Source organism: Ruegeria sp. HKCCD7559 (assembly GCF_013110575.1).
Classification (GTDB): domain Bacteria; phylum Pseudomonadota; class Alphaproteobacteria; order Rhodobacterales; family Rhodobacteraceae; genus Ruegeria.
On record NZ_WVQU01000001.1, the window covers coordinates 1516804 to 1541441 of the forward strand.

The window sequence follows — 24638 nt, forward strand, 5'->3', positions numbered from 1 at the left end:
CTGAAGGACCGGAACCCACGGACATGATCGAACTTCAAGACGCGACCAAAAGGGTCGGCAACGTCATACATATCAAGCCCACAAACCTGACCCTTCAAACAGGCCACTTCAACGTGCTGCTGGGCGCGACGGGCTCGGGCAAGACCTCTCTGATCAAGATGATGGCCGGGCTGGACCCGATCGCCTCGGGCAAGGTCCTGATGGATGGGCAGGACGTCACACGGCTGAATACGCAGAAGCGAAAAATCAGCCTCGTGCACCAGTTCTTCGTGAACTACCCGCATATGACCGTATTCGACAACATCGCCTCGCCCCTGCGCGTGGCAGGCATGGCGCAATCCGAGGTCGAAGGTCGCGTGGAAGAGGCCGCCGACCTGCTGCAATTGCGACCGATGCTGCACCGCCGCCCGCACGAGCTGTCGGGTGGGCAACAACAACGCACAGCGCTGGCGCGTGCCATTGCCAAAGAAAGCCGCGCCGTGTTCCTTGACGAACCGCTGGCCAACCTTGACTACAAACTGCGTGAAGAACTGCGCGAGCAGCTGCCCGACCTGTTCGCAGGTCGCGGGGCCGTGGTGGTCTATGCCACGTCCGAGCCCGAAGAGGCGCTGCTGCTGGGCGGCTACACCGCCCTGATGGAAGATGGTCGCGTGACCCAGTTTGGGCCAACCGCTGACATCTATCGCAACCCCGAGAACATCGCCGCCGCGCGGGTCTTTTCGGACCCGCCGATCAATGTCGCACGCATCACCGTTTCCGCTGCGCAGGCGCAACTGGCTGGAGGAGGTGGCTGGGCCGTAACCGACATGGCCGACGGAGATTACATGGTCGCGGTGCGGCCGCATCGCGTGACGCCGTTCCGTACGTCTGACGCGGACGTGGAACTGACCGGCCGAGTGATCGTGACCGAGCTTTCGGGCTCGGATTCCAGCGCGCATTTCCAGCATGGCGAGGACGCCTGGGTGTCGCTGGCCGCCGGGGTCCACCCCTATCAGGTGGGCGAGGACCACACATTCTTCATGAACCCGGCCCATTGCCGGTATTTCGGCCAAGACGGCAAAAGGGTGGCCTGACATGGCACAGATCAAACTTTCGAACCTCCGCCACAGCTACATGCCGTCGCCAAAAGGCCCCGAGGATTATGCGCTGAAGGAAATCGACGTGACCTGGCGTGATGGCGGGGCCTATGCCCTGCTGGGCCCGTCGGGCTGCGGCAAGTCCACGCTGCTGAACATCATCTCGGGCCTGCTGACCCCGTCCGAAGGGCAGATCCTGTTCGACGACCGTGACGTGACCGCTCTGCCCCCTGATCAGCGCAACATCGCACAGGTGTTCCAGTTTCCGGTGATTTACGACACGATGACCGTGGGCGAGAACCTGGCCTTTCCGCTGAAGAATCGCGGCGTCGATCCGGCGTCGATCAAGCGCCGCGTCGATGCGATCGCTGAGATGCTGGATGTCACCGACATGCTAAACACCCGTGCCAGCGGCCTCAGCCCGGACAACAAGCAGAAAATCTCGATGGGTCGCGGCCTGGTCCGCGACGACGTGAACGCGGTGATGTTCGATGAACCTCTGACCGTGATCGACCCGCATCTGAAATGGAAGCTGCGGTCCAAGCTGAAAGAACTGCACCAGCGCGTCAAGGCGACGATGATTTATGTCACCCACGACCAGACCGAGGCCCTGACCTTCGCGGACGAGGTCGTGGTGATGCAAGAGGGCGAAGTGGTGCAGATCGGCACCCCGGTAGAATTGTTCGAGCGCCCGCAGCATACGTTCGTGGGCCATTTCATCGGCTCGCCCGGCATGAACGTGCTGCCTTGCGAAGCGCGCGGCGACCGCGCCCTGTTCGAAGGGCACGAAGTCATGCTGGAAGGTCCCATTCATGGTGATGGCGGCCGCACCGATCTGGGTATTCGCCCGGAATATGTCGGCTTCGGCGAGACCGGCATCCCGGCGCATGTGACCAAGGTTTCCGACATCGGTCGCCACTTTGTGGTCAGCGCGATGGTCGGCAATACCGCCCTAAAGGCCGTGACCGAACACAGCGCGCCCGAACCCGGATCACAGGTCTTCCTGCAATTCAAACCCGAACAATCCCGCGTCTACCGCGACGGCTGGATCGCAACCGAGGAGCGGGCCCAATGAGAACAGAAAATCAAAAAGCGTGGTTCTTTGTCCTACCCGTGCTGGCACTGGTCGCGTTCAACGCGTTGGTGCCGATGATGACAGTGGTCAACTATTCGGTGCAGGAAACCTTTGGCAATAACCAGTTTTTCTGGGAAGGCCTGGGTTGGTTCGAACAGATCCTGCGGTCGGACCGGTTTCAGGCAGCACTTGGACGACAGTTCCTGTTTACTTTCCTGATCCTGATCATCGAAGTGCCTCTTGGCATCATCGTGGCCCTGTCTATGCCGCGCAAAGGTTTCTGGGTGCCTGTCTGCCTGGTGCTGATGGCCCTGCCGATGCTGATCCCGTGGAACGTCGTTGGGTCCATGTGGAACATCTTCACCCTGCCCAAAATCGGTCTGTTGGGATATTTCCTGAATGACGTTCTGGGCATCAACTATGACATGACGCAACAGCCGCTTTCGGCCTGGATCACCGTCATCGTCATGGATGTCTGGCACTGGACGTCGCTGGTCGTGTTGCTGTGCTATGCAGGCCTCGTGTCGATCCCGGACGCCTACTATCAGGCGGCCAAGATCGACGGCGCAAGCCCATGGTCGGTGTTCCGCTACATCCAGCTGCCCAAGATGAAGACGGTTCTGACCATCGCGGTCCTGCTGCGGTTCATGGACAGTTTCAACATCTATACCGAGCCCTTCGTGCTGACCGGGGGTGGGCCCGGCAACTCGACCACCCTGCTGTCGATCGACCTTGTGAAGATCGCGCTGGGGCAGTTCGACCTTGGCCCTGCGGCTGCGATGAGCCTGATCTATTTCGCCATCACGCTGCTGGTTTCGTGGCTCTTCTACACCCTCATGACAAAGGATGACGCGCAATGAAGAAGCGGTCTCTCATCCCGATCCTCTATATCGCGTTCCTAATGCTGCCGATCTATTGGCTGGTGGCGATGTCCTTCAAGACTACGAACGAGATCCTGTCGGGCTTTTCCCTGTTCCCCCAGACCTTTACGCTGGAGAATTACATCACCATCTTCACGGACCCGACGTGGTACTGGGGCTATATCAACTCGATCACCTATGTGACGTTGAACACGGTGCTTTCGGTCAGCGTTGCCTTGCCCGCTGCCTATGCGTTTTCGCGGTATCGGTTTTTGGGCGACAAGCAGCTGTTCTTCTGGCTGCTGACCAACCGGATGGCCCCGGCAGCGGTCTTCGCCTTGCCGTTCTTCCAGCTCTATTCTTCGATCGGCCTGTTCGACACGCATCTGGCTGTGGCACTGGCGCATACATTGTTCAACGTGCCGCTGGCAGTTTGGATTTTGGAAGGCTTCATGCGGGGAATTCCAAAAGAGCTGGATGAAACCGCCTATGTCGACGGCTATTCCTTCCCGCGTTTCTTCGTGACGATCTTCCTGCCCAATATCAAAGCGGGCGTGGGCGTGGCGGCCTTCTTCTGCTTCATGTTCTCGTGGGTGGAAATGCTGCTGGCCAAGACCCTGACCGCGGTCGAGGCCAAACCCATCGCCGCCGTGATGACCCGCACCGCGTCCAGCGCGGGCTATGAATTGGGCCTGCTGGCCGCCGCCGGCACCCTGACCATCATCCCCGGCGCCATCGTCATCTGGTTTGTCCGCAACTACATCGCGCGTGGTTTCGCGATGGGACGTGTGTGAGGTTCGATATGCGTAAACTTCTTCTCACCCTTCTTTTTCTGCCTTCCGCGACCTTTGCCCAGCAGGCCGGATGGGGCAGCGTCGGCCAGCCAGAGGAAAAAGGCTTTTCCTGGACTGCGCCACTGTGGCCCGACTTCTGGATGGCCTGGACCCCGGCGACACTTGCCGTATTTGTCGGCATCTTTTCGGCCATCGCACTGATTGGCATTCTTGAGGGCTTCAAGTATCGCGATGGCATAGAACGGCGCGGTGTACTGGGGCTGACAACCACATTGGGCGATCGGCTCTTCATCACCCTTCTGGGGTCCGCCTATATCTTCCTCGCCTGGCTGGGCCTTGTCGGGCAGCCGGTATGGACACCTCTTTTCCTGTCTATCGGCTGGGGCGTTTTTGTGTTCTGGAAAGTTTAGACTTTGAGAAATCGCGAAAGGATGCTTGTCTGTCAGGCATACTAAACATGACAACACCGAGATCGATGCGAAAGAAAAAGACAACAAATCTGCTGACCGAGGTTGAACTGGAGTTCATGAACGAGCTCTGGGCCCTCGGGCAAGGCTCGGTGCGAGATGTCCTGGACCGCCTGCCTTCGGAGCGCAATCTGGCCTATACATCCGGTGCCACGATCCTGCGCATTCTGGACGAGAAAGGTTTTGTGGAAAGCCGCAAGACAGGAAAGACCCTGATCTATACGCCGCTTCTGGAAAAGGACAGATATCAGGCCCGGTCTTTGCAAAACCTGTCCCGCACTCTGTTCGACGACACACCCGCCACACTGGTGGCCCGGCTTGTCGATGATGCGGGGCTGAGCGAAGCCGACCTGGAGGAAATTCGAGCACTGGTAGAAAGGAGACTGCAAAATGACAGCGGTTAGACCGGTTCTCGACACGTTTATCGAACTCAACATCGTGCTGGCCTTGTCAGCCGTCATCTGGCTGGCGGCCCGCGCAGCCCTGACCCGAACAGCCCTGCGCCACAGCTATGTCGCGCAGTTGCGTGCGCTCAAGGCGCTGTGCGTGTGCGTCCTGATCAGCCCGTTTCTTGCGTTGGGCGTGTCATCATTCGCCTCTTACGCATGGCCGGGCAGCGCCATGGCGCTTGGCGACATCGCCGTTGCCGCCTATCTGCGCGGCGATATCGCCATGCCCGCCACCCAGTTCGAGGCCTTGCTGAACACCCGTGAACGGTGGGTGGACCTTGCATTGTCAGGGCAACAGCCGGTGATCACTGCCCTTGCAACGCTGCTTGTTTTGGTCGCCGCCCTGTTTGCGGCCCGCGCTCTGAGGGACGCGGCGATGATCCGTCAGACAGTCAAATCCAGCTTTCTTTGGCGGCAGTCGGCCAAGGTAGACATTCGTCTTTCGGATCGCATCACCGTACCGTTCGCTGTGCGCGGATTGCGCCGTCGCCATGTCGTTCTGCCAAGCCATCTGCTGGATACCCCGCACGAACTGCGCTTTGCTTTGGCGCACGAGCTTCAGCATGTTCGGGCCGGTGACGTGGAATGGGAACTGGGCTTTGAAATGCTGCGCCCGTTGTTGTTCTGGAACCCAGCCTATCTGATGCTCAAGTATCAGTTCGGCCGCTTGCGTGAACTGGCATGCGACCAGTCCGTGGTGGCCCGCAAACGGATCGATGCGCGCGAATACACTTCCTGCCTGCTGGATTATTGCGCGCGTACGATCTCGGCAAACAATCCTCGCGTTCTGAATGTTGCGTTTGTGACGGGCGGCAAGGCCAAGCGCGTGCTGCGTCAGCGCGTGCTTGCATTGACCGATGCACAGCCGGCGGTGCCCACCCTGCCCGCTCTGTTCTTGGGGATGGCATTGACCTTCGCCACCCTTCTTGCATTGGGGTCTGCGTCGATCCAGCAAACGCAGGACTGGAGCCATGACCGCCTGATGCTGTCAACCGTGGTCAATCTGGAACGGCTGGAAGCACGCAATCAGGGGAACTGATCCGACCTGATCACCAGCCGCGACGCCCGAACAGCGAATGAAGCCGACCCTGATCTGAAAAAGGCTCGAGCGCTTGCGAGCGCTCCAACCGCGCCACGACCCGCGCGACCATAACCCAGCCTATGACTGCAAAGATGACGCCTCCAAACGCCTGCCCCAGCAGAACGCCGGATGCGCCGGCGATCTGTGAACCAATCGTCGCGAAAACCCAAGTGCCGATAGTGTGACGACCCCAGTTTATCCATGTGGAATAGACCGGATGCCCCAGATTGTTGAAGCTGGCATTTGTCACGAAGATCACGCCATTGAAGAACGAAGCCAAAGCCAACGGACCGCAGAACAGATAGATCAGACTTCGGGTTTCGCCCTCGGCTGCGAACAAATCTGCAATCGGGGCGCGCAGCAAAAACAAAATGGCCGACATGCAAACGACATAAAGGGCCGTGAACTTGATCCCTGCCAGAAAGGCAGCGCGCACACGATCGAACTTTTCGGCCCCGAAATTCTGCCCGATGATTGGCCCTATCGCGCCTGACAGAGCGAAGATGACCGAAAACGCCACCGGCAAAAGGCGCCCGATCACGGCCATGCCCGCAACCGCATCCGTTCCATATTGCGCGATTTCCCGCACAACGATTGCATTGCCGATCGGCGTGGCGACATTTGTCAGCACCGCTGGAATTGCAATCGCCCGCACGGGTCGCAAATCCTTTGCAACCTGCTTCAGTGAAGGGTGCGCAAATCCCCGATGCACCCGAAGCGCTGGCCACAACGCCGCCCCCAACATGCACAGCCGCGCCAGGACCGAGGCGATAGCGGCCCCATCCAGCCCCAGCCCGACCGCAAAGATCAGTATCGGGTCCAGAACCGCATTCACCACTCCGCCGTAGATCGTGGCCATCATTGACCTCCGCGCATCGCCATGAGCGCGCAGCACGGCCATCGCCGTCATCGCAATGGACATCACGAACATGGTCGGAAGGATGATCGACACATAACGCGTCGCCAGCCTCAGAACCTCTCCTTCCGCGCCAAGCAAGGACAGCAGGTAGCTGAGGTTAAACAAGACCAGTCCCGAGGTCGTCAGCCCGGCAATCAGCCCGATAACGGCCACGCTGGACGCGTAATGCCTTGCTTGTTCAGCCCGCCCGGCCCCCAGTTCGCGCGCAACCAGCGCCCCGGCGGAAATCGACAATCCGATATTGATCGCGTTGGTGAAAAACAGCAGCGTCCCGGCATAGCCCACCGCCGCCGCCAGCGCATCGTTGCCCAACATCGAGATGAAGATCATATCGACAAAGTCGACGGCAAAAATGGCCATCAGGCCAATGCTGGTGGTCAATGACATGCGTGTCACATGCAGCATCAGACTGCCGCTCAGAAACACCGCTTTGCCTGCCGATTGATCCGCCAAAACCCTGCTCGCCCCACTTGTTCGACCCCGACGGGCCTTTGATGCCGTTGCGCCCAGCAAGGGAAAGCCCCGGGCAACGCTGAAGCAAACTCACGCGTTTCCGGGGCATTGTACACAAGTTATTTTAAGGACCGGCTGATCCCACGGGGATCAAACAAATCGGTTCACGTAGTTCTCGAGGATTTCCTGACGCCCCGAGCGCGGATCTGGATTGAGATCCTCGGCCAGCACCCGCGCTGCAATCTCGTCAAGACCAGAGGTCAGCATTGCCTGCGCCTCGGGCGTATTCCAGCCCGTGTACCGATCAGCCAGCGCTTGTTCCAATCCGCCATCTTCGATCATCGCTGCCGCTGCTTTCAGGCCCCGGGCACAGATATCCATCCCGCCCACATGCGCGGCGATCAGATCTTCGGCGTCGATCGACTGCCTGCGCAGCTTGGCATCGAAATTGGTACCGCCGGTGGTAAATCCACCCGCTTTCAGGATGTGGTAATAGGCCAGCGCAACCTCGGGAGTGTTGTTGGGGAACTGATCCGTATCCCACCCGGATTGATAATCGTTCCGGTTCATGTCGATGGAGCCCAGCATCCCTTCGGCTGCGGCTACGGCAATCTCATGTTCAAAACTGTGCCCCGCCAGAATCGCGTGACCCTGTTCGAGGTTCAGTTTGACCTCATTCTCAAGCCCGTATTTGCGCAGGAAACCGATGCAGGTCGCGGCATCGAAATCATATTGGTGCTTTGATGGCTCCTGCGGTTTGGGTTCGACAAGGATCGCACCTTTGAACCCGATCTTGTGCTTGTACTCGACCACCATGTTCAGGAACCGGCCCATATGATCCAGCTCGGTTTTCATGTCGGTGTTGAGCAGCGTCTCGTACCCTTCGCGCCCGCCCCACAGCACATAGTTTTCGCCGCCCAGTTTGTGGGTGGCATCCATGCAGGATTTCACCGTGGCGGCAGCAAAGGCAAAGACGTCGGGGTCGGGATTGGTGCTGGCACCGCCCATCCAGCGGCGATGGCTGAACATGTTGGCCGTACCCCACAACAGCTTGGTGCCGGACACTTGCATCTTTTCACCGATATAGTCGGTGATCTCGTTCAACGTGTGGAGATTTTCGGCGAAGTTCCCCTGTTCAGGTCGGATATCGGCATCATGCCAGCAGAAATAGGGCTGTCCCAGAATCTGGAACATCTCGAACGCGATATCGGCCTTCATCTTGGCGCGGCCCATGTCATCCTGTGGGTGCCAGGGGCGCTCGAAAGTGGGGCCGCCAAACGGATCTCCACCCTCCCACGCGAAGGAATGCCACCACGCCACGGCAAAACGCAGGTGATCCTCCATGCGCTTGTCCAAGATGATCTCGTCCGGGTTGTAGTGGCGGAATGCGAGCGGGTTCTTGCTGTCCTCGCCTTCAAATTGGACTTCTTCAATTCCCTGAAAGAAACCGCTCGTCATTTCGCTTACCTCATTCCGTCTTTTCGCCGGGCTTTTTGCCCAGAATGATCATCGACAACAGATCGTCATCGGTGACGTCTGCGATATCGACCGTTCCAACCAATTGCCCGTTCTTCATGACCGAGGCCCGGTCACACAGCTCCATCACCGCGTGTACATCATGGTCGATCAGGAAAATCCCGATCCCCTGCGCCTTAAGCTGTTGGATCAGGTCCGCCACCATCTGTGTTTCGTGCGGGCCAAGTGCGGCCGTGGGCTCGTCCATGATCAGGATACGCGCGTTGAAATACACCGCCCGTGCAATGGCCACCGATTGACGCTGACCGCCCGACAGGGCCGAGACCGGATCATTGAACTTCTGAAAGTTCGGGTTCAGCTGCGCCATGATCTTGCGGCATTCCGCCTCCATCGCGGCGTCGTTGACCAGGCCAAAGGGCGTGACCATTTCGCGGCCCAGAAACAGGTTTGAACTTGCATCAAGGTTGTCCGCCAGCGCCAGCGTCTGATAGATCGTCTCGATATTGTTGGCGCGCGCGTCGCGGGGGTTGTTGATCTCGACCTTCTTGCCGTCGATCAGGATTTCGCCATGGTCCATCTGATAGGCGCCCGAAAGAACCTTGATCAGGGTGGATTTACCGGCCCCGTTGTGGCCCAGAAGGCCCACGACCTCGCCCGGGTAGAGATCTACCGACACATGGTCTACCGCCTTGATACCCCCGAAGGAAATCGAGATATCGCGCATTTCCACCAGCGGAGGCTGGCCGGACCCACGGCCCGAAGCTTGGTTCTGTGTTTCTTGAGCTTGCATCATTTCGCCCCCAGACGTTTGCGATAGACGATGTCGATATAGACGGCCAGAACCAGGACGGTGCCGACGACAATGTTCTGGAACGGCGCGTCAACGCCAACCATGGCCATGCCCGATTGCAGCGCCTGCATGATCAACGCGCCAAGGATTGCGCCGTAGATCGTTCCGATGCCGCCGGACAGCGCCGTTCCACCAATCACGGCAGCGGCAATAACGCGAAGCTCATCCAGCGTTCCGATATCATTCGAGTGATTGGCCAGCCGGGCCGAGGCCACAACCGCCGACAGCGCGCACAGGAACCCCATCAGGGCAAAGATCTTGACGGTCATCAAACGGGTGTTGATACCCGACAACTCGGCCGCGTCCGGGTTGCCGCCGGTGGCAAAGATGTAGCGGCCAAAGCGGGTTTTGCGGGCCACGACGGTCAATGTCACCGCCACAATGATCAGGATCAGGACCGAGATCGGAATGCCGTATCCCACAACCAACCCTTCCGGCATGGTCTCGCCGCGCGCTTCGAACATGCGTTCAAGACGACGGGTCGGGATCGCATAGCTGTTGACGATCAACACGTACCCCATGATGGCAAGGCCGATGATCCCGGCCAGCGTTGTTTCAGCCCAGACCGGCTTAACAGGGAAACCATGAGCGGCTTTGGACCGGCGACCGCTCCACAACGCCCAGATCGCAACAGCCGTGGCGGCAAGGCCGAACAGGAGGCTGACGGTTGTTCCCAAGGTTCCGTTTGTCCCCCCGAACATCAGAAACGTGCTGTCCAGCGGGCCGATCGTCTGGCCGTCGGTCATGTACCAGGCGACGTTGCGCCAGACCAGAAAACCGCCAAGCGTCACGATAAAGGCTGGGATGGTCAGATACCCCACCATCCAACCGTGGAACGCGCCGATCAATGTGCCGACCACAAGGCCCACAACCAAAGTGATCGCCCAGGTCGCCGGGTGGTTCAAACCCATTCCCAATACGTTGGGCAACAGCTCGGTCTGGGTCATCGCCATCACGGCAGATGTGGTCGCCAGCAGCGCCCCAACCGACAGGTCAATGTGGCGCATGACTATGATGAACACCATGCCGCAGGCCATGATCGCAACCGAGACGGTCTGGATCGACAGATTGAACAGGTTTCTGGGCGTCAGAAAGCGGCCGTCCGTAAAGATGTTGAAGCCGATGCACAGGATGATGAAGGCGCCGATCATGCCCAATAGCCGCATATCCAGTTCCAGTTGCTGAAACAGGTTGGACTTTGCTTTTTGGGGTACCGGCTGAGACGAAGTTTCGGTCATATCCGATCTTTCATGTTCAGCTATGATCTCTGGCCCACCCTTGCGGGCCAGAGATATCATGGTTTGGAACTTGGATTAGTTACAGGGTGCAGGGCCGTTTTCGACGCCCTGACACAGGTCTTCCAACGGAATCCAGCCAGCATCGACCACGACGGACAGGTTGTCTTTGGTGATCGGTACAGGCGCAAGGAAGACCGAGTTCATTTCGGTCCCACCGGGCGAAGTCCAGCTGATCGCGCCTTCGACATCCGCAGGGCTTGTTCCGTTGCTCAACGCAACCGCGATTTCACCGGCAGCTTTGCCCAACTCGCGTGCGTCTTTCCAGACCGAGACGGTCTGCGTGCCCTTGGCAACACGATTCAGCGCCGCGTGGTCGCCATCCTGACCCGAGACCGGAATGCCGTCCATGCCTTGTGCGGTCAGGGCTGCAACAACGCCACCAGCAGTACCGTCATTCGAGGCGACCACGGCATCAACGTTGTTTTCATTCGCGGTTAGGATCTGTTCCATGTTGCGCTGTGCGTTCGCAGGCAGCCAACCGTCGGTGTAAGCTTCACCCACGATGACGATATCGCCGCTGTCAACGGCGGCCTGAATGATCTCTTGCTGACCGCCGCGCAGGAAATCCGCGTTCGGATCCGTGGGCGAGCCCTTGATCATCACATAGTTGCCTTTCGGCATCGCCTCGAACACCGCGCGGGCCTGCATCCGGCCAACTTCAACGTTATCGAATGTCAGATAGAAGGCACGATCATCTTCGATCAGACGGTCATACGCGATGACCGGAATGCCTTCGTCTGCCGCCGCCTGCACAGCCGGGCCGATGGCCTGGGAATCCTGCGCCAGAATGATCAGCGCATCAACGCCCTGGGCGATCAGACTTTCAATATCCGACAATTGCTTGGCAGAAGAAGATTGGGCATCAGACGAGATGTATTCCGCACCGCCCGCTTCCAGTGCAGCCTTGATCGCCGCTTCGTCGGTCTTCCAACGCTCTTCCTGGAAATTCGACCAGCTTACGCCGACCGTGGGCTCTGCGAATGCGGCTGTCCCCATCAGGACCGCCACGACAGAGGCGCTGAGAATTCGTTTCATGATTTCCTCCCGGTTTCATTGGGCCATCGTTTCATGATTCGTGGCCCCGATAATTCTGAGTAGCATATTTATTTCAGTCGGTAAAATATTTATGCTATCGGTAACTGAAAAAACCACCTAGGTTGAAACAGGGATCAGATTCGCGAGGGCAAGATGCTGAAAAGCAAAGCTTCTTCAAATGCCACGGACCAAAGGAACGTCACTCGCCTGCGCGTTCTGGAAAAAATCCGGGCCACAGGCACCATTTCGCGAATCGACATCGCCAGCGCGTTGGAGACCAGCCCAGCGACCATCACGACCGCCACTGCCGATCTGCTGTCTGCCGGTCTGATTGAGGAAATAGAAAGCGAAACATCTTCCAAATCAGCGCGCCGCGGCAGACCGCGGGTACAATTGAAACTGAATGGCGCGTCACATCTGATTGCGGGCGTGAAAGTCGCCCGCCAGCAGGTTTCAGTCATTCTCGTGGATTTCGAAGGAACCGAAATCACTTCGTACACGCATCCGCTGGACCAAGCCCGCATGGCCCCGAATGCGTTTGCCAAAAAGATCCGCGCCGTGCTTGATCAGGCCTGCGCCTCGGCAAACCGATCCCTTGCCGATTTGTCAGGTGTCTGCATCGGCATCGCTGGCCTTATCGATGCAAATCAGAACTTCGTGCATTGGTCATCTTCGCTGACGGAACGAAATGTGGATTTGAGCCCGCTGTTGTCCGAGGTGCTCCCCTGCCCTGCCTTCATCGAAAACGACGCCAATCTGGTCGCAAAGGCAGAACAGCTTTTCGGATTGGGAAAGGGGCTGAAGAATTTTTTGGTTGTTACGATCGAACACGGCATCGGCCTGGGCATCGTTCTTGATGGCAAGCTTTATCGCGGTGAACGCGGATGCGGCGCAGAATTCGGGCACCTCAAAGTTCAGTTGGACGGCGCCTTGTGTCAGTGCGGGCAGCGCGGATGCCTCGAGGCCTATGTGGGGGAATACGCCCTGATCCGCGAAGCCACGATCGCCAGTGAAGCAACGGATCCCCGCACTCTTGTCGATATACTCGCGGCAGCAAAAGCCGGCGACGCCCGATCCATTTCCGTTCTGGCCCGCGCGGGCCAAATGTTCGGGATGGGGGTTTCGAACCTGATCAATCTGTTCGACCCCGAATGCATTATCCTGTCCGGCGCCAGAGGTCGCTTTGATTACCTGCATTCGGACGAGGTGATGGCACGTGTCCAAAACGGCGTCGTCAGCGTCGACGCGCCGTTGCCGGAAATCAAGGTCAACCACTGGGGCGATTCAATGTGGGCAAAAGGGGCAGCGGCTTATGGGATTGAACAAGTCTCTATCCTGAAGGTCAGGGAACTGGCGGCTCATGCGAACTAAGATGGCAATCTTGCTTGCGGTAGGTTCCGCTGCCGCTGCGGACATCGCTCCACCCCGCTTTCAAAAGGTGGAAACCCCCGGCCATGTTTACGATGGCGGCTGGGAACATTTCGTCGGCGGGGGTGTCGCGGTCTTCGACTGCAATGATGACGACCGCCCTGAAATGTTCGTGGCTGGCGGATCAAACCCAGCACAATTGTTCATCAACACATCCGACACAGATGTCAGTTTTCTTCCGGATGCGCCAGGTCAGTTATCCTTGACCCGTGTGACCGGCGCATACCCGGTAGACATTGATGGCGATGGGATCCTGGACCTTGCGGTCTTACGCGTAGGCAAAGACCTGTTGCTGCGCGGCAAACCGAACTGCGCGTTCGAGCCGTTCACGGCACTGGGTTTTCAGCCTCAGGACCATTGGACCACCGGCTTTTCCGCCACTTGGGAACGCGGGCAAACCCTGCCAACGCTGGCCTTTGGAACCTATGTCGACCGAAGCAATCCGGACGGACCTTTTGAGGCTTGCGGGCCGACGCTTCTGTACCGACCCCAAGGCGAAAAGTATGGCGATCCTGTCCGTTTGGAACCCGGTCACTGTTCCCTTTCGATCCTGTTTTCCGATTGGGCGCGCACGGGCCGCGCGGATCTGCGTGTCAGCAATGACCGCCACTACTATGTGCGTGGCGGGCAAGAGCAATTGTGGGCTATGGAAGACACCCCGCGCCTGTACAGCAAGGCCGATGGATGGCTGCCCTATTCGATCTGGGGCATGGGGATCGCCTCGCGGGATCTGACCGGTGACGGTTTTTCCGATGTTTACCTGACGTCCATGGGGGACCAGAAATTCCAGGTTTTTGATCCTGCATCAGATGGGCCAACATGGCGGGATGCAACCTACGACCGTGGAACAACGGCACACAGGCCACATGCAGGAGAAGACGGCCGCCCCTCGACCGGCTGGCATGCACAGTTCGGGGACGTCAACAATGACGGGCTGGACGACATTTTCGTCGCCAAAGGCAATGTCGAGCAGATGCCCGACGCGGCGCAGAACGACCCCAACAACCTGTTGATGCAGACCGCCGACGGTCAGTTTGTCGAAACAGCATCACAAGCTGGTGTCGCGTCCATGGCAAAGTCCCGCGGCGGGGCACTGGCGGATTTCAACGGGGATGGGTGGTTGGATTTGGTGGTGGTCAATCGCGGCTCGGACCTTGAGGTTTTCCAGAATGAACCGACGACCGGCAACTGGCTCATGATTGATCTCGGCCAGAGCCACCCCAACAGACAGGCAGTCGGCGGTTTTATCGAGGTCAGGACGCCCGAGGGCATTCAAACCCGTGAAGTGACCATTGGCGGGGGGCACGCCAGCGGAATTGCCGGGTTCAACCACTTTGGTCTAGGAAACTTCGAAACTGCGGAAACAAGGGTGATTTGGCCTGATGGTGAACATGGAGATTGGCAGAAGGTAGATGCCAATCAGGTAATCCGCCTCGGCCGTTGATCATTGATCGACGGGCAATCCGCTGGGAACCGTTTGGGGAACACCCAGCCGCACAGCCGGATCTTCCAGCGTGCCCAGAAAACTCAAGATGGCATCGACCTCGTCATCACTCAGGTCGATGGGCGCCAGATCGTTCGACGCTGCTATGGCTTCGACATGCTGGGGGTCAAGCAAAGCCTTTTGATCCTCTGCCCCGAAAAACTCTGGCAGGTCAGCCATTTCGATGGCGTAGTTCCGCAACGCGGAAACCGGATCCAGATGATGGCGCACGACATCTTCAAGCCGTGCGTAGGCACCGCTGTGGCCATATGGCGCCGTCAGGGTCACGTTGCGCAGCGAAGGCGTGCGGAATGCGAAGGCATCATCCTTGTCGCCCGTGACGCGCAGTCGCCCGTCATCCCGCACATGATTTTCGAAACGGGCTGATTTTCCGGGGCCGATCTGAGGCATGGCGATGGAATGGAACCCGTGATCGGTCTGGAACCAGCCGGAATGGCAGGCACTGCATCCAGCCTTTCCGTAGAACAGCGCCATCCCCAGTTGCGCTTGTTCGGGCAGCCTGTCTTCGCCGCGCATCGCACGATCAAACAGGCTGTTGTCAGCCCGCCACTCAAACGCGATGAAATCGGCAATGACATTGGCGATTGCGGTAAAGGAGATGTCTTCTCCGGGCGCGATGTCATCAAATCGCCTTTGATACTCTGGTATCGCCGCCACGCGCGCGGCGATCAGATCCCAGGCGCCACCCTCTTGGGTCAGCAAGCCGAGTCGTACGGCCTTGCTCACCTCGTTTTCAGAATAATGCCCCGCCATTTCGTCAGGCGACAGCACCGGAAACATCGCCTGCGCTGCCAAAGCCGATTTGAACCCCGGCCTCATATGCGTCCCCAACGGCGTTCTAATGCCATTGGGCTGTGACGGATCCGCCTCGAGGCGACCGTCATGAAAAAACGTCGTGAATTCCAGCGCCCCGAGATTCCACATTGCGGGCGAGTTCCGGGGAATGCGCTGTTCGGGTCTGTTGTCTTGTGTGACCTTGCGCTGACCACCCAGCCCGACCCCACCTTCGCCGATACCCAGTGAAAACCCGTCGGACGTTCCCAGCTTCGGATGATGACAGGTTGCGCAGCTTATGTTCTTGTTGCCCGACAGGATCGGATCGTAGAACAGCAGTTGCCCCAACTCTGCGTTAGCAAAGTCAGGTTCGATGAATTCCGGTTTCGGACCAAAGTCTTGCGCCTGAGCAATTGAAAGCGACATCCAGATGCCTACGGCATTTGCTGCAATCTGAAGTCTCATGATCGTTCCTCGGAAATCTCAAGTGTCAGAGTTTGTCGATACGGGTTGTCCGGCGTATGGATGACGGACGGGAACGCAGGGACATTCACGGCGTTCGGATATCCTGACGGCTCAATGCACAGCCCCGCACACGGGCTAAATCGGCCTGACAGATGTGCCCCGGCATAGACCTGTGCGCCGGGTTGATCTGAATACAGGTTCATCCTCAATCCCGAAGGTGCCGTGACCTCTGCCACCGGATGGTCACGGTTTCCACTTTGATCAAACACAAAATAATGGTCCAGCTCGCGCCCCTCTGCCCCGACGGTGCGGGACAACGCGAAATCTGGCACATTATCGCCGACGGCGGAGATATCTCCGGAAGGAACGGAACGCGCGTCCAGCTCCAGCACCCGGTTCGATCTTAACCTGAGCCGACAGTCCATGATATCCTCTGGACAGCCCAGAGTGTAATAATTGTGCTGCGCGATGCTGATCGGCGTTGGGCGATCCGGACGCGCCCTGATTGTGTAGATCAGACGCGGACAGGTCAGTTCGACATGCACCTCGAAATTGACCGCTCCGGGAAAACCGCCTTCACCTTCAGGTGAAGTCAAGGACATAACCGACTGATTTGGAGAGGTTTTCACGATATCCCAGTATTTGCGTGACAGCCCGCTCGGACCACCATGCAGCGTGGTCGGCCCTTCGTTTGCTGTCAGGTGATGAACACGCCCCTGCAATGCAAACTGTGCCCCGCCGATGCGGTTGGCCACTCGCCCGACCATCGCGCCAAGGTAGAACGGGTCCGACAGGTAATCCTGCGGGTTTTCGTAGCCCAATATCAAAGGTGTTTCGCCAAGCCACCAGCCTTGCGTGATTGCGCCATAGTTCAACAGGGAAACGGACATGTTTCCGTCTTCCAGAAGGACCTGCTCGACAGGCATGCGTTTGGGATCAGCCATCAGCGCGCGGCCAAAGGGGACAAAGCAGCATAGTATTCGCGATACCGCTGATATTCCGCCTCATATGCGCCGGTCAGTTCGAGACGTGGTTCAACACGCTCAGCGACTTCCGGGGACAGCATGACTTCCTTGGGGTCGGCGCCGTCCACCGCACATGCAGCAAGACGCGCTGCGCCTATGGCTGCGCCAAACCCACTTCCATCGGGCACAGCAAGCGGCGTGTTCAGAACCGTGGCCAGCGTTTCCAGCCAAAACCGCGACCGCGCCCCGCCACCGACGACCAGCAGACTTTCGGGATTGGTGCCCGTGCTTTTGAGCGCCTCCAAACAATCGCGCATGGCAAAGGAAACCCCCTCGGTCACGGATTGCGTCAGATCAGCGGGTTCCGATGCGATATCCAGCCCCAGGAATGCCCCGCGTATGTCACTGTCGTTGTGAGGCGTCCGTTCACCGGACAGGTAAGGAAGGAATGTGATCTTTGACGGCCCCTTCACTGAATCCGGCAGGGTCGACGCCAGCGCACCGACGGGTTGACCGAGATGGCGCGACAGCCAGTTGAGACTGTTGGTGGCCGACAGGATCACACCCATTTGAATCCAGCGATCCGGAACCGCATGACAAAAGCAATGAACCGCTGTTTCCGGCGCGGGCGCATAGCTTTCCTTTGCGACCAGCAGCACACCCGAAGTGCCCAAGGAAAGAAATCCGCTGCCCTCGCCAATACTTCCGATACCGCAGGCCGCCGCCGCATTGTCACCGGCCCCGCCGGCAACCACGACGGGCCCGGTCAGGCCCCATTGCCCAAGGATATCTGACCGCAGCTCTCCGCCTGCCGAACTGCCTTCAACCAGCTCTGGCATTTGGTCCCGGCGCATGTGGCTTAGATCCAGCGCGGTATCCGACCATTCTCGCTTTCCAACGTCCAGCCACGCCGTACCGGCGCTGTCGGACATGTCGCTGACATAGGATCCGGTGAGCCAGAAACGCAGATAATCCTTCGGAAGCAACACTTTGGATGTCTTTTTATACACGTCGCGCTCGTGTCTGCGCACCCATTCCAGCTTGGGTGCGGTGAAACCCGGAAAAACGATGTTCCCGGTGATCGCGCGCATCGACGGCAGACCATCCAGCTCCGCAGCTTCCTGCGCTGATCTCGTGTCGTTCCAAAGGATACAGGGCCGCAGCACATTGCCATCCCGATCCAGCAACGTGGCACCGTGCATGTGGCCGCTCAGACCGACGCCGCGCACCGCAGAAAATGCAGCACCGTTCAACGCGCGCAATTGGGCAACGACGTTCTGGCAGGCTTCCACCCAATCGGACGGATCTTGTTCCGACCAGCCGGGATGCAACGTCGATGTCTCGACACCTGCTTCGGCTTCGGCGACGACTTTGCCCTCTTCGCTGACCACAATTCCCCGAAGACCTGACGTCCCCAAATCCAGACCGAGATACACGCGATTTCCCCCTTCGTATGCCGCACGGATCGCGGACGCAACAAAGCGCACCCCAAGCCGATGTCAGACCTTACCAGCACAGTTTGCGCTAACACAACAATTCCAAACAAGAGATGGCCGGTATTTTCGCGCACCGCCTCACAGAATGCGCGAGATCATCGGCAAACCCGATCATGGTTTAACTGAACTCAGCTGGAGCGGAAAATTTTTCGAATTGCCTGACACGGATTTCACGTAAACAGTTCAATCAGTTCTCGGCCCGCTGATTTCGTTTTGACTGACCCTCTGGAAACGAAAACAGCCTCAGGAAGGAATGCGTCGAATGCAGTCACATGCCAAGGTTGTCGTCGTTGGAGGCGGATGCGTTGGGGCTTCGGTTCTTTATGGTCTGACGCAGCATGGATGCACCGATGCAGTCATGCTGGAGAGAACGACGCTGACCTCCGGCTCTACCTGGCATGCGGCGGGTCTGCTGGTCACCTTCGTGCGATCCCACAACGTTTCGAAGATGACGATGGAGACCATCCGCATCTATTCCGAAGTCGAAAAGAAGATCGGCGCCTCGGTCGGACTGCGCCAGGTGGGCCAGTTGCGCGTTGCCAATACGCAGGAACGCTGGGACGAGTTCCTGTCCTATGTCTCGATTGCCGAAGCTGCCGGTGTGCCCTGCAAACTGCTGACGCCAGAAGAAATCGCCGAACTGCACCCTCTGCTCAACCAATCGGAACATATTCGCGGCGGCATCCTGCATACCGAGGACGGCTATGTGAACCCTGCTGACATCACCATGGCAATGGCCAGGCTGGCGCGCGAGAAAGGCGCCAAAGTGTTTCAGAACACCGAAGCGCTGGCTTATGAAAAACTGGAAAACGGTCATTGGAAGGTGACAACCAATCAAGGTGAGATCACTTGCGAACATCTTGTCTTCGCGACCGGAAACTATGCCCGCGAAAACGCGCGCCGTGTTGGTCTGGATCTGCCTTGCATTCCAATCGTTCACCAATATTGGACGACCGAAACCGTTCCGCTGCTGAAAGAACGCCGCGCGCAAGGGTTGCCCGAGTTCCCGATCCTGCGGGATGAAGATTACGGTGCCTATCTGCGCGAAGATGTGGGCGGCATTCAGTTCGGCCCATATGAGTTCACCAAAGACCTCAAGCTATTTGCCGAAGATCGCGTGCCGCCTGACTTTGGCGCCGACCTCTTGCCCGAAGATTTCGACGCGGTCCAAGCGCAGTGGGAACGTGCCATCGAGAGGGTTCCGACACTTGCAGAGGTAGGTATCAAGGCCAACACCCGAGGTCCGTTCCAGATGACACCGGACGAGTTGCCGCTTGCGGGACCCGCACCGGGGCATGAAAACCTGTGGCTGGCCGAAGGCATGCCCGGCGGCATATTGTGGGGTGGAACCGTTGGTGAACGTCTGGCCCGCTGGATTGTCGATGGGGATCCGGGCATGGACATGTCTGAACTCGACCCACGCCGTTTTTCGGATTACGCGTCCAAGCGGTGGACCATTGACAAGGTGCGCGAAACGTGGGGGACCCACATGAACGCGCACATCCCCGGAGAAGATTTTCCCGGCGCGCGCCCGATGAAAACGATGGGGTCCTACGATCTGCTGAGCGCGCATGGCGCCGTCTGGACCAGCTTCAACGGATATGAGTTTCCGCGCTGGTTCGCCAAATCGCGCGAGGACGCTGTTCCGGAACATTCCTTCCGACGCACCAACCACATGGAACGCGTTCAGGAAGAGGTGCGCACCACCCGTGACGTGGCCGGATTCATCGAGATGTCGCCGATGACCAAGTTCACCGTGGGCGGACCGGGGGCTGCCAAATGGCTGGATGGCGTTATGGCGAACAGGCTGCCCAAAGTGGGGCGAATGACCCTGTCGTTTTTGTTGAACCCAAAGGGCGGCATGGATGCGGAATATACGGTCGTCCGCTATGCCGAGAATGATTTTTACCTGGTTTCCACCCCGAACTGGCGCGCCTACAACTGGGATCAACTGCGACGTTTGCTGCCCAATGACAGCTCTATCCTTCTTGAGGATGTTTCAGAACAACTGGGCGTGATTGCACTGGCAGGCCCCAAGGCACGAGAGATCCTGCAACCATTGACCGACAATGATCTGTCGAACGAAACCTTCCCCTGGCTTTCTGCGCAAATGGGTGAAGTGGGGTACGCCAAGGGCGTTCATCTGCTTCGCGTGTCCTATACCGGCGAGCTGGGGTGGGAACTGCATCATCCGGTCGGTTACAACCGCCATCTTGTTGACCTGCTGCTGAAGGCCGGTGTGAAACCTTTCGGGCTTGAGGCACTGGAATCCATGCGTCTTGAAAAGTCTTATCGCGCCATCAATCGCGAAATCTGCAAGGACATGACGCCATACGAGGCCGGCCTTGATCGGTTCGTGGTAACAGATGGTCGCGACTTCATAGGCAAGGCCGCTCTTTTGAAACAGAAAAAGGATGGCGCGTACCGGCGGTTGGTCACGCTGAAACTGCCCTTCGGCGAAACATCGGTGATGTTTGACGAGGGTGTCTATGCTCAGGGCAAGCTGATCGGCCGTGTTACCTCGGGCGGGTTCTCTTATTATTGCAACCACGACATTGCGATGGCACTAGTGCCACAGAACATGACGGCGCCTGGAACGAAAATGCAGGTGCTGGTCCACAATGAGATGCGCGACGCCGTGGTCATCGACACATGTGCTGTCGATCCCGCAAACACACGCCCGCGCGCTTGAGTGCGAAACAGAAAGACGGGACTCGAACGGATGACCGAACAACCGACAAAAACGCTTTCTCTTGCCGAAGTTCGGGACTTGGCCAAATCGGTTCTTGTTTCTGCCGGAGCGGACACGCGCAGCAGTGATGTACTTGCCGATATCGTCACCCGGTCTGAACGGGACGGCCCGCGCAGCCACGGGTTGCGCATGTTGCCGGTCTATGTCCAAAGCTTCACGTCCGGCTATGCCAACGGGCACGCGAAGCCCAAAACCGAAAAGGTTGCCCCGGGCGTTTTGCGCTGTGATGCCGACAACGGGTACTATCAGGTTGCAGCGACAGCAGCCCGCGAGGATCTGATCGCGATGGCCCGGGAAAACGGGATTGCCGCGTTCACCTGCGCGAACTGCCACCATCTGGGTGCGTTACGGTTTGACACAGAACCTTTGGCCGAAGCCGGATTGGTGGCCTTTGCCGTGATCAACTCGTTGTCCATGGTGGTTCCGCAAGGTGGGGTTCGCCCGGTTTTTGGCACCAACCCCATGTCTTTTGCCTGCCCGCGTGATGGCGATGCGCCCGTGGTCTGGGATCAGGCCTCGTCCATGGTGGCCCTCATGGATATCCGCATGGCCGCCGCCGAGGGGCACGACCTGCCCCGCCCTGCCGGTCTTGATCCCCAAGGCGAGCCCTCGACAGACCCAAATGCCATCCTTGAAACCCGCAGCCTATTGCCGTTCGGAGAGCATAAAGGGGCCGCGATCGCCTTCATGGTAGAGGTGTTGGGCGCCGCGCTGGCGGGAGGAACCCTGTCCGTTGACAACAAAGAGCGCGAATCTTTCGGCGCCCTGAACATCAAAGGTGGAGCGACCCTGATTGCCATCGATCCCACCCGGTTCGGCAACGCGGCCTTCAACGAATATGTCGCCCGCATCTGCGCCGAGATTTCCGGCAACGGGTCCGCCCGGGTTCCGGGCGACGGTCGCCTTGCAAAACGGGCAGCCGCCGAAGCCCAAGGCATCGCCGTGAGTACCGAGGTTCTGGCCGCACTTGGCTGAAACTGAAATCACCCGCCATCGAATGGCCGGACGGCACCTGCCCGGCTTTCCAACCACGCCACTCAATGGCCGCCGAAATAGGCCTCGAGCAAGCGTTTGTCATTTCTCAGTTCGTCAGCCGTGCCCGACGTCTGCATCCGCCCGGACTCCAGCACATAGATGCGGCTGGCAAGCGACAGGGCAAAATTGGCATTCTGTTCCGTGATGACGACGGTCAGCCCGTATTCCTTGTTCAGCTGACGGACGACTTCGGCAATCTCGTGACAGATCTTCGGGGCAAGACCGATCGTCGGCTCATCGACAAGCAGCAGTTCCGGGCTGCTCATCAAGGCCCTGCCAAAGGACACCATCTGCCTTTCCCCGCCGGATTGGGTCGACGTCTCCTGCCCTTCCCGTTCTTGCAGACGCGGGAAAAGACTGTGCACCATCTCAAGGTTGTTTTCGATGTCGTCTCGTGCGGTGAAGGCCCCCACCATCAGGTTGTCGCGCACCGACATATAGGGGAACAGGTTGAACCGCTCGGGCGCATAGCCCACCCCGTGACGCACGATTTCCGAAGGGCTTCGACCGGCAAGGCTGTGCCCGCGCAACCGGATGTCGCCTTCGATTTTCACAAGGCCCATGATGCTGTCCAACAAGGTGGATTTACCTGCACCGTTCGGGCCGACCACGGCGACAATCTCACCGGGCTGCACCGTGATCGATATATCGGTCAACGCCTGGGCCTTGCCGTAAAACGCGGACAGGTTCTCGATTTCCAGATAGGACATCAGACGCTCCCCAGATACGAGGCTTGAACGGCCGTGTCGTTCATCACGTCGCTGAACGCGCCTTCGGCAATCATGGTGCCCCGCTCGATGGCGATGGCGCGGTCGATCAGCGGTTCCAGCGCCGGCAAATCATGGCTGACGATCAAAAAGGTCATCCCGTCCTTGCGCATGGATTGTATGAGATCGGAAATCTGCGCGATTTCACCGACTGTCAGACCTGCAAACACCTCGTCCAGCAACATGACACGCGGTGCGGTGGCCATGGTTCGGGCCATTTCAAGCTTGCGCAGATCACCCATGGCCAGTTCGGCGGGTGAGCGGCTCAGATCCGTTTCCGTGAACCCGACACTCAGCGCGAGCTCTTTTTCCCTGTCCGTATCCGGCGGCGAAACGATCATGCGCCAGATGTCGTCCGGCATCAGGCCCACCCTGATGTTTTCTGCAACACTCATGTCGCCGAACGGCCGAGGTATCTGATAGGTTCTACTGACCCCGGCCCGGATACGCTGAGGCGTCGACAGCGCCGAAATCTCATTGCCGAACAGCTCGATCGTACCGCTGTTCTGCCGCAATTCGCCCATGATCTGGCTGAATACCGTCGTCTTTCCCGCGCCATTCGGACCGATCAGGCCCAGCGACTCTCCTTCTTGCAGGGAAAAGGACAGATCATTCGTGGCCACCAGCCCGCCGAACCGTTTGACAAGACCGGAAACTTTCAGCGCAACGGTCATGCCAGCCCCCCTTTCCGCAGTCTTTGAAAGCCGCGTTGCACAAGTTCAACCAATCCTTTTGGCTGATACATGTAGAGAAGCAGTGCGATGGCACCGTAGACGAAATACCGTTCAGCCCCGGGAAGCACGGGGCGCAGGTATTCCAGAAGGAACGTCATGAAGAACGCACCGATCATGGGGCCGATGATGGTCGATGTTCCGCCCAGCAAGGCCGCCACGATGATGGTGAAAAGAAAGTTGATGTCAAACAGCGCGCGGGGCGCAAGTGAGCCCAGATAATGGACATAGAACGCTCCGCCCAGACCTGCGATGAACGCGCTGGTCAGAAACGCAAAGGCCTTCAACCGCGTGGTGCTGAGGCCCGAACCGCGCACGCTTTCTTCATTCATCCCGATGGCGGCCAGTGCAGTGCCCAGCCGGGTTTTCATCAGCAGCCACATGCTGACCGCCACGCTGAGCATCAAGGCCGTGGACAGGTAGTAGCCGTTTGCCGCGCCTCGTGTCAGGGTTTGAATTCCCGACATCCCGCGTGTGCCGCCGGTCAGATCCGGACGGATCACCTGAACCAGCTGATAGAGCAGCTCCATGAAAGCCAGTGTGACCAGCGCGAAGTAGCTGCCGCGAATGCGCAGAGCGGGCAACAACACAATCAGGCCTGCGATCATCGTAACCAACACGGCCACAGGGATTGAGATTTCGACTGGCACGTCAAACCGTTTGGTCAGGATGGCAGTCGTATAGGCCCCGATACCGATCAGGAAGGGATGCCCGAAACTCACATACCCGGTCCTGCCCGACAGCACATCCCAGCTGATGGCGAAGATGGCCAGATAGTTGGCAAAGATCATCGTGCGCAGCGTCCCGTTCGAGACGACCTGGGGCAACAGCAGCATCCCCGCAATCAGGCCGCCCCAAAGGACAAAGTGAAACCAGCGCAGACCCATG

22 protein-coding genes are annotated in these 24638 nt (G+C 58.6%); 11 read left to right on the forward strand and 11 right to left on the reverse strand.

Going from position 1 to position 24638, the window contains the following annotated elements:
* The first annotated feature begins 23 nt into the window (after positions 1 to 23).
* From GS605_RS07585 to GS605_RS07615, 7 genes are all read left to right on the forward strand, one after another.
* On the forward strand, positions 24 to 1073 hold the full coding sequence (locus tag GS605_RS07585) for an ABC transporter ATP-binding protein (protein ID WP_171723542.1): 1050 nt from the start codon (positions 24 to 26) through the stop codon (positions 1071 to 1073).
* 1 nt (position 1074) lies between these two features.
* On the forward strand, positions 1075 to 2151 hold the full coding sequence (locus GS605_RS07590) for an ABC transporter ATP-binding protein (RefSeq protein WP_171723543.1): 1077 nt from the start codon (positions 1075 to 1077) through the stop codon (positions 2149 to 2151).
* On the forward strand, positions 2148 to 3011 hold the full coding sequence (locus tag GS605_RS07595; protein WP_152457521.1) for a carbohydrate ABC transporter permease: 864 nt from the start codon (positions 2148 to 2150) through the stop codon (positions 3009 to 3011). The genes GS605_RS07590 and GS605_RS07595 overlap by 4 nt, the downstream gene beginning before the upstream one ends.
* Entirely contained in the window at positions 3008 to 3805 is a 798-nt protein-coding gene (locus GS605_RS07600) for a carbohydrate ABC transporter permease (protein WP_152457520.1), read from the forward strand. Before GS605_RS07595 ends, GS605_RS07600 begins: the two co-directional genes overlap by 4 nt.
* 8 nt (positions 3806 to 3813) lie before the next feature.
* Positions 3814 to 4215 carry a DUF2160 domain-containing protein gene (locus tag GS605_RS07605; protein ID WP_171633483.1) on the forward strand — a complete coding sequence of 134 codons (402 nt, stop codon included), beginning with the start codon at positions 3814 to 3816 and terminating at the stop codon, positions 4213 to 4215.
* Positions 4216 to 4280: 65 nt separating this feature from the next.
* The gene (locus tag GS605_RS07610; protein WP_170346648.1) at positions 4281 to 4676 is read left to right on the forward strand and encodes a BlaI/MecI/CopY family transcriptional regulator; all 396 of its coding nucleotides are present in this window, start codon (positions 4281 to 4283) and stop codon (positions 4674 to 4676) included.
* The gene (locus GS605_RS07615; RefSeq protein WP_171633486.1) at positions 4663 to 5760 is read left to right on the forward strand and encodes a M56 family metallopeptidase; all 1098 of its coding nucleotides are present in this window, start codon (positions 4663 to 4665) and stop codon (positions 5758 to 5760) included. Before GS605_RS07610 ends, GS605_RS07615 begins: the two co-directional genes overlap by 14 nt.
* A gap of 10 nt (positions 5761 to 5770) precedes the next feature.
* Here the strand turns inward: GS605_RS07615 and GS605_RS07620 are convergent, their stop codons facing one another.
* From GS605_RS07620 to xylF, 5 genes are all read right to left on the reverse strand, one after another.
* Positions 5771 to 7126 (reverse strand): MATE family efflux transporter, encoded by a 1356-nt coding sequence (locus GS605_RS07620; RefSeq protein WP_171723658.1) that lies wholly within the window; start codon positions 7124 to 7126, stop codon positions 5771 to 5773.
* 198 nt (positions 7127 to 7324) lie between these two features.
* On the reverse strand, positions 7325 to 8632 hold the full coding sequence (gene xylA, locus GS605_RS07625; protein ID WP_171633489.1) for a xylose isomerase: 1308 nt from the start codon (positions 8630 to 8632) through the stop codon (positions 7325 to 7327).
* A gap of 10 nt (positions 8633 to 8642) precedes the next feature.
* Positions 8643 to 9440, reverse strand: coding sequence for an ATP-binding cassette domain-containing protein (locus tag GS605_RS07630; protein ID WP_171633864.1), 798 nt, complete (start codon positions 9438 to 9440; stop codon positions 8643 to 8645).
* Positions 9440 to 10738 carry a sugar ABC transporter permease gene (locus GS605_RS07635; protein WP_171723544.1) on the reverse strand — a complete coding sequence of 433 codons (1299 nt, stop codon included), beginning with the start codon at positions 10736 to 10738 and terminating at the stop codon, positions 9440 to 9442. Before GS605_RS07635 ends, GS605_RS07630 begins: the two co-directional genes overlap by 1 nt.
* A 75-nt stretch (positions 10739 to 10813) precedes the next feature.
* A complete protein-coding gene (xylF, locus tag GS605_RS07640) occupies positions 10814 to 11833 on the reverse strand; it encodes a D-xylose ABC transporter substrate-binding protein (RefSeq protein ID WP_171723545.1) in 1020 nt (339 codons plus the stop codon).
* A 153-nt stretch (positions 11834 to 11986) separates the two neighbouring features.
* On the opposite strand from xylF, the gene GS605_RS07645 reads away from it, so the two are divergent.
* Positions 11987 to 13204 (forward strand): ROK family transcriptional regulator, encoded by a 1218-nt coding sequence (locus tag GS605_RS07645; protein WP_171633497.1) that lies wholly within the window; start codon positions 11987 to 11989, stop codon positions 13202 to 13204.
* Between the two features lies 1 nt (position 13205).
* On the forward strand, positions 13206 to 14705 hold the full coding sequence (locus GS605_RS07650; RefSeq protein WP_253283243.1) for a CRTAC1 family protein: 1500 nt from the start codon (positions 13206 to 13208) through the stop codon (positions 14703 to 14705).
* On the opposite strand, the gene GS605_RS07655 is transcribed toward GS605_RS07650, so the two are convergent.
* Genes GS605_RS07655 through xylB form a run of 3 tightly spaced genes read right to left on the reverse strand, consistent with a single transcriptional unit; the run spans position 14706 to position 18405 of the window.
* On the reverse strand, positions 14706 to 16004 hold the full coding sequence (locus GS605_RS07655; protein ID WP_371807732.1) for a cytochrome-c peroxidase: 1299 nt from the start codon (positions 16002 to 16004) through the stop codon (positions 14706 to 14708). It lies immediately after the preceding gene.
* The gene (locus tag GS605_RS07660) at positions 16001 to 16948 is read right to left on the reverse strand and encodes an aldose epimerase family protein (protein WP_171723547.1); all 948 of its coding nucleotides are present in this window, start codon (positions 16946 to 16948) and stop codon (positions 16001 to 16003) included. Before GS605_RS07660 ends, GS605_RS07655 begins: the two co-directional genes overlap by 4 nt.
* Positions 16948 to 18405: a xylulokinase gene (gene xylB / locus GS605_RS07665; RefSeq protein ID WP_171723548.1), complete on the reverse strand. Its 1458-nt coding sequence runs from the start codon at positions 18403 to 18405 to the stop codon at positions 16948 to 16950. Before xylB ends, GS605_RS07660 begins: the two co-directional genes overlap by 1 nt.
* 322 nt (positions 18406 to 18727) lie before the next feature.
* Here xylB and GS605_RS07670 point away from each other — a divergent pair, with 322 nt between their 5' ends.
* Both GS605_RS07670 and GS605_RS07675 read left to right on the forward strand, forming a co-directional pair.
* On the forward strand, positions 18728 to 21157 hold the full coding sequence (locus GS605_RS07670; RefSeq protein ID WP_171723549.1) for an FAD-dependent oxidoreductase: 2430 nt from the start codon (positions 18728 to 18730) through the stop codon (positions 21155 to 21157).
* A 30-nt stretch (positions 21158 to 21187) separates the two neighbouring features.
* Positions 21188 to 22192: an Ldh family oxidoreductase gene (locus GS605_RS07675; RefSeq protein WP_171633509.1), complete on the forward strand. Its 1005-nt coding sequence runs from the start codon at positions 21188 to 21190 to the stop codon at positions 22190 to 22192.
* 62 nt (positions 22193 to 22254) lie between these two features.
* Here the strand turns inward: GS605_RS07675 and GS605_RS07680 are convergent, their stop codons facing one another.
* From GS605_RS07680 to GS605_RS07690, 3 genes are read right to left on the reverse strand one after another with little or no spacing between them, the layout of a single operon-like run.
* Positions 22255 to 22962, reverse strand: coding sequence for an ABC transporter ATP-binding protein (locus tag GS605_RS07680; protein ID WP_171723550.1), 708 nt, complete (start codon positions 22960 to 22962; stop codon positions 22255 to 22257).
* Positions 22962 to 23693 carry an ABC transporter ATP-binding protein gene (locus GS605_RS07685; protein WP_171119617.1) on the reverse strand — a complete coding sequence of 244 codons (732 nt, stop codon included), beginning with the start codon at positions 23691 to 23693 and terminating at the stop codon, positions 22962 to 22964. Before GS605_RS07685 ends, GS605_RS07680 begins: the two co-directional genes overlap by 1 nt.
* Entirely contained in the window at positions 23690 to 24637 is a 948-nt protein-coding gene (locus GS605_RS07690) for a branched-chain amino acid ABC transporter permease (protein ID WP_171119494.1), read from the reverse strand. The genes GS605_RS07685 and GS605_RS07690 overlap by 4 nt, the downstream gene beginning before the upstream one ends.
* Position 24638: the final 1 nt, after the last annotated feature.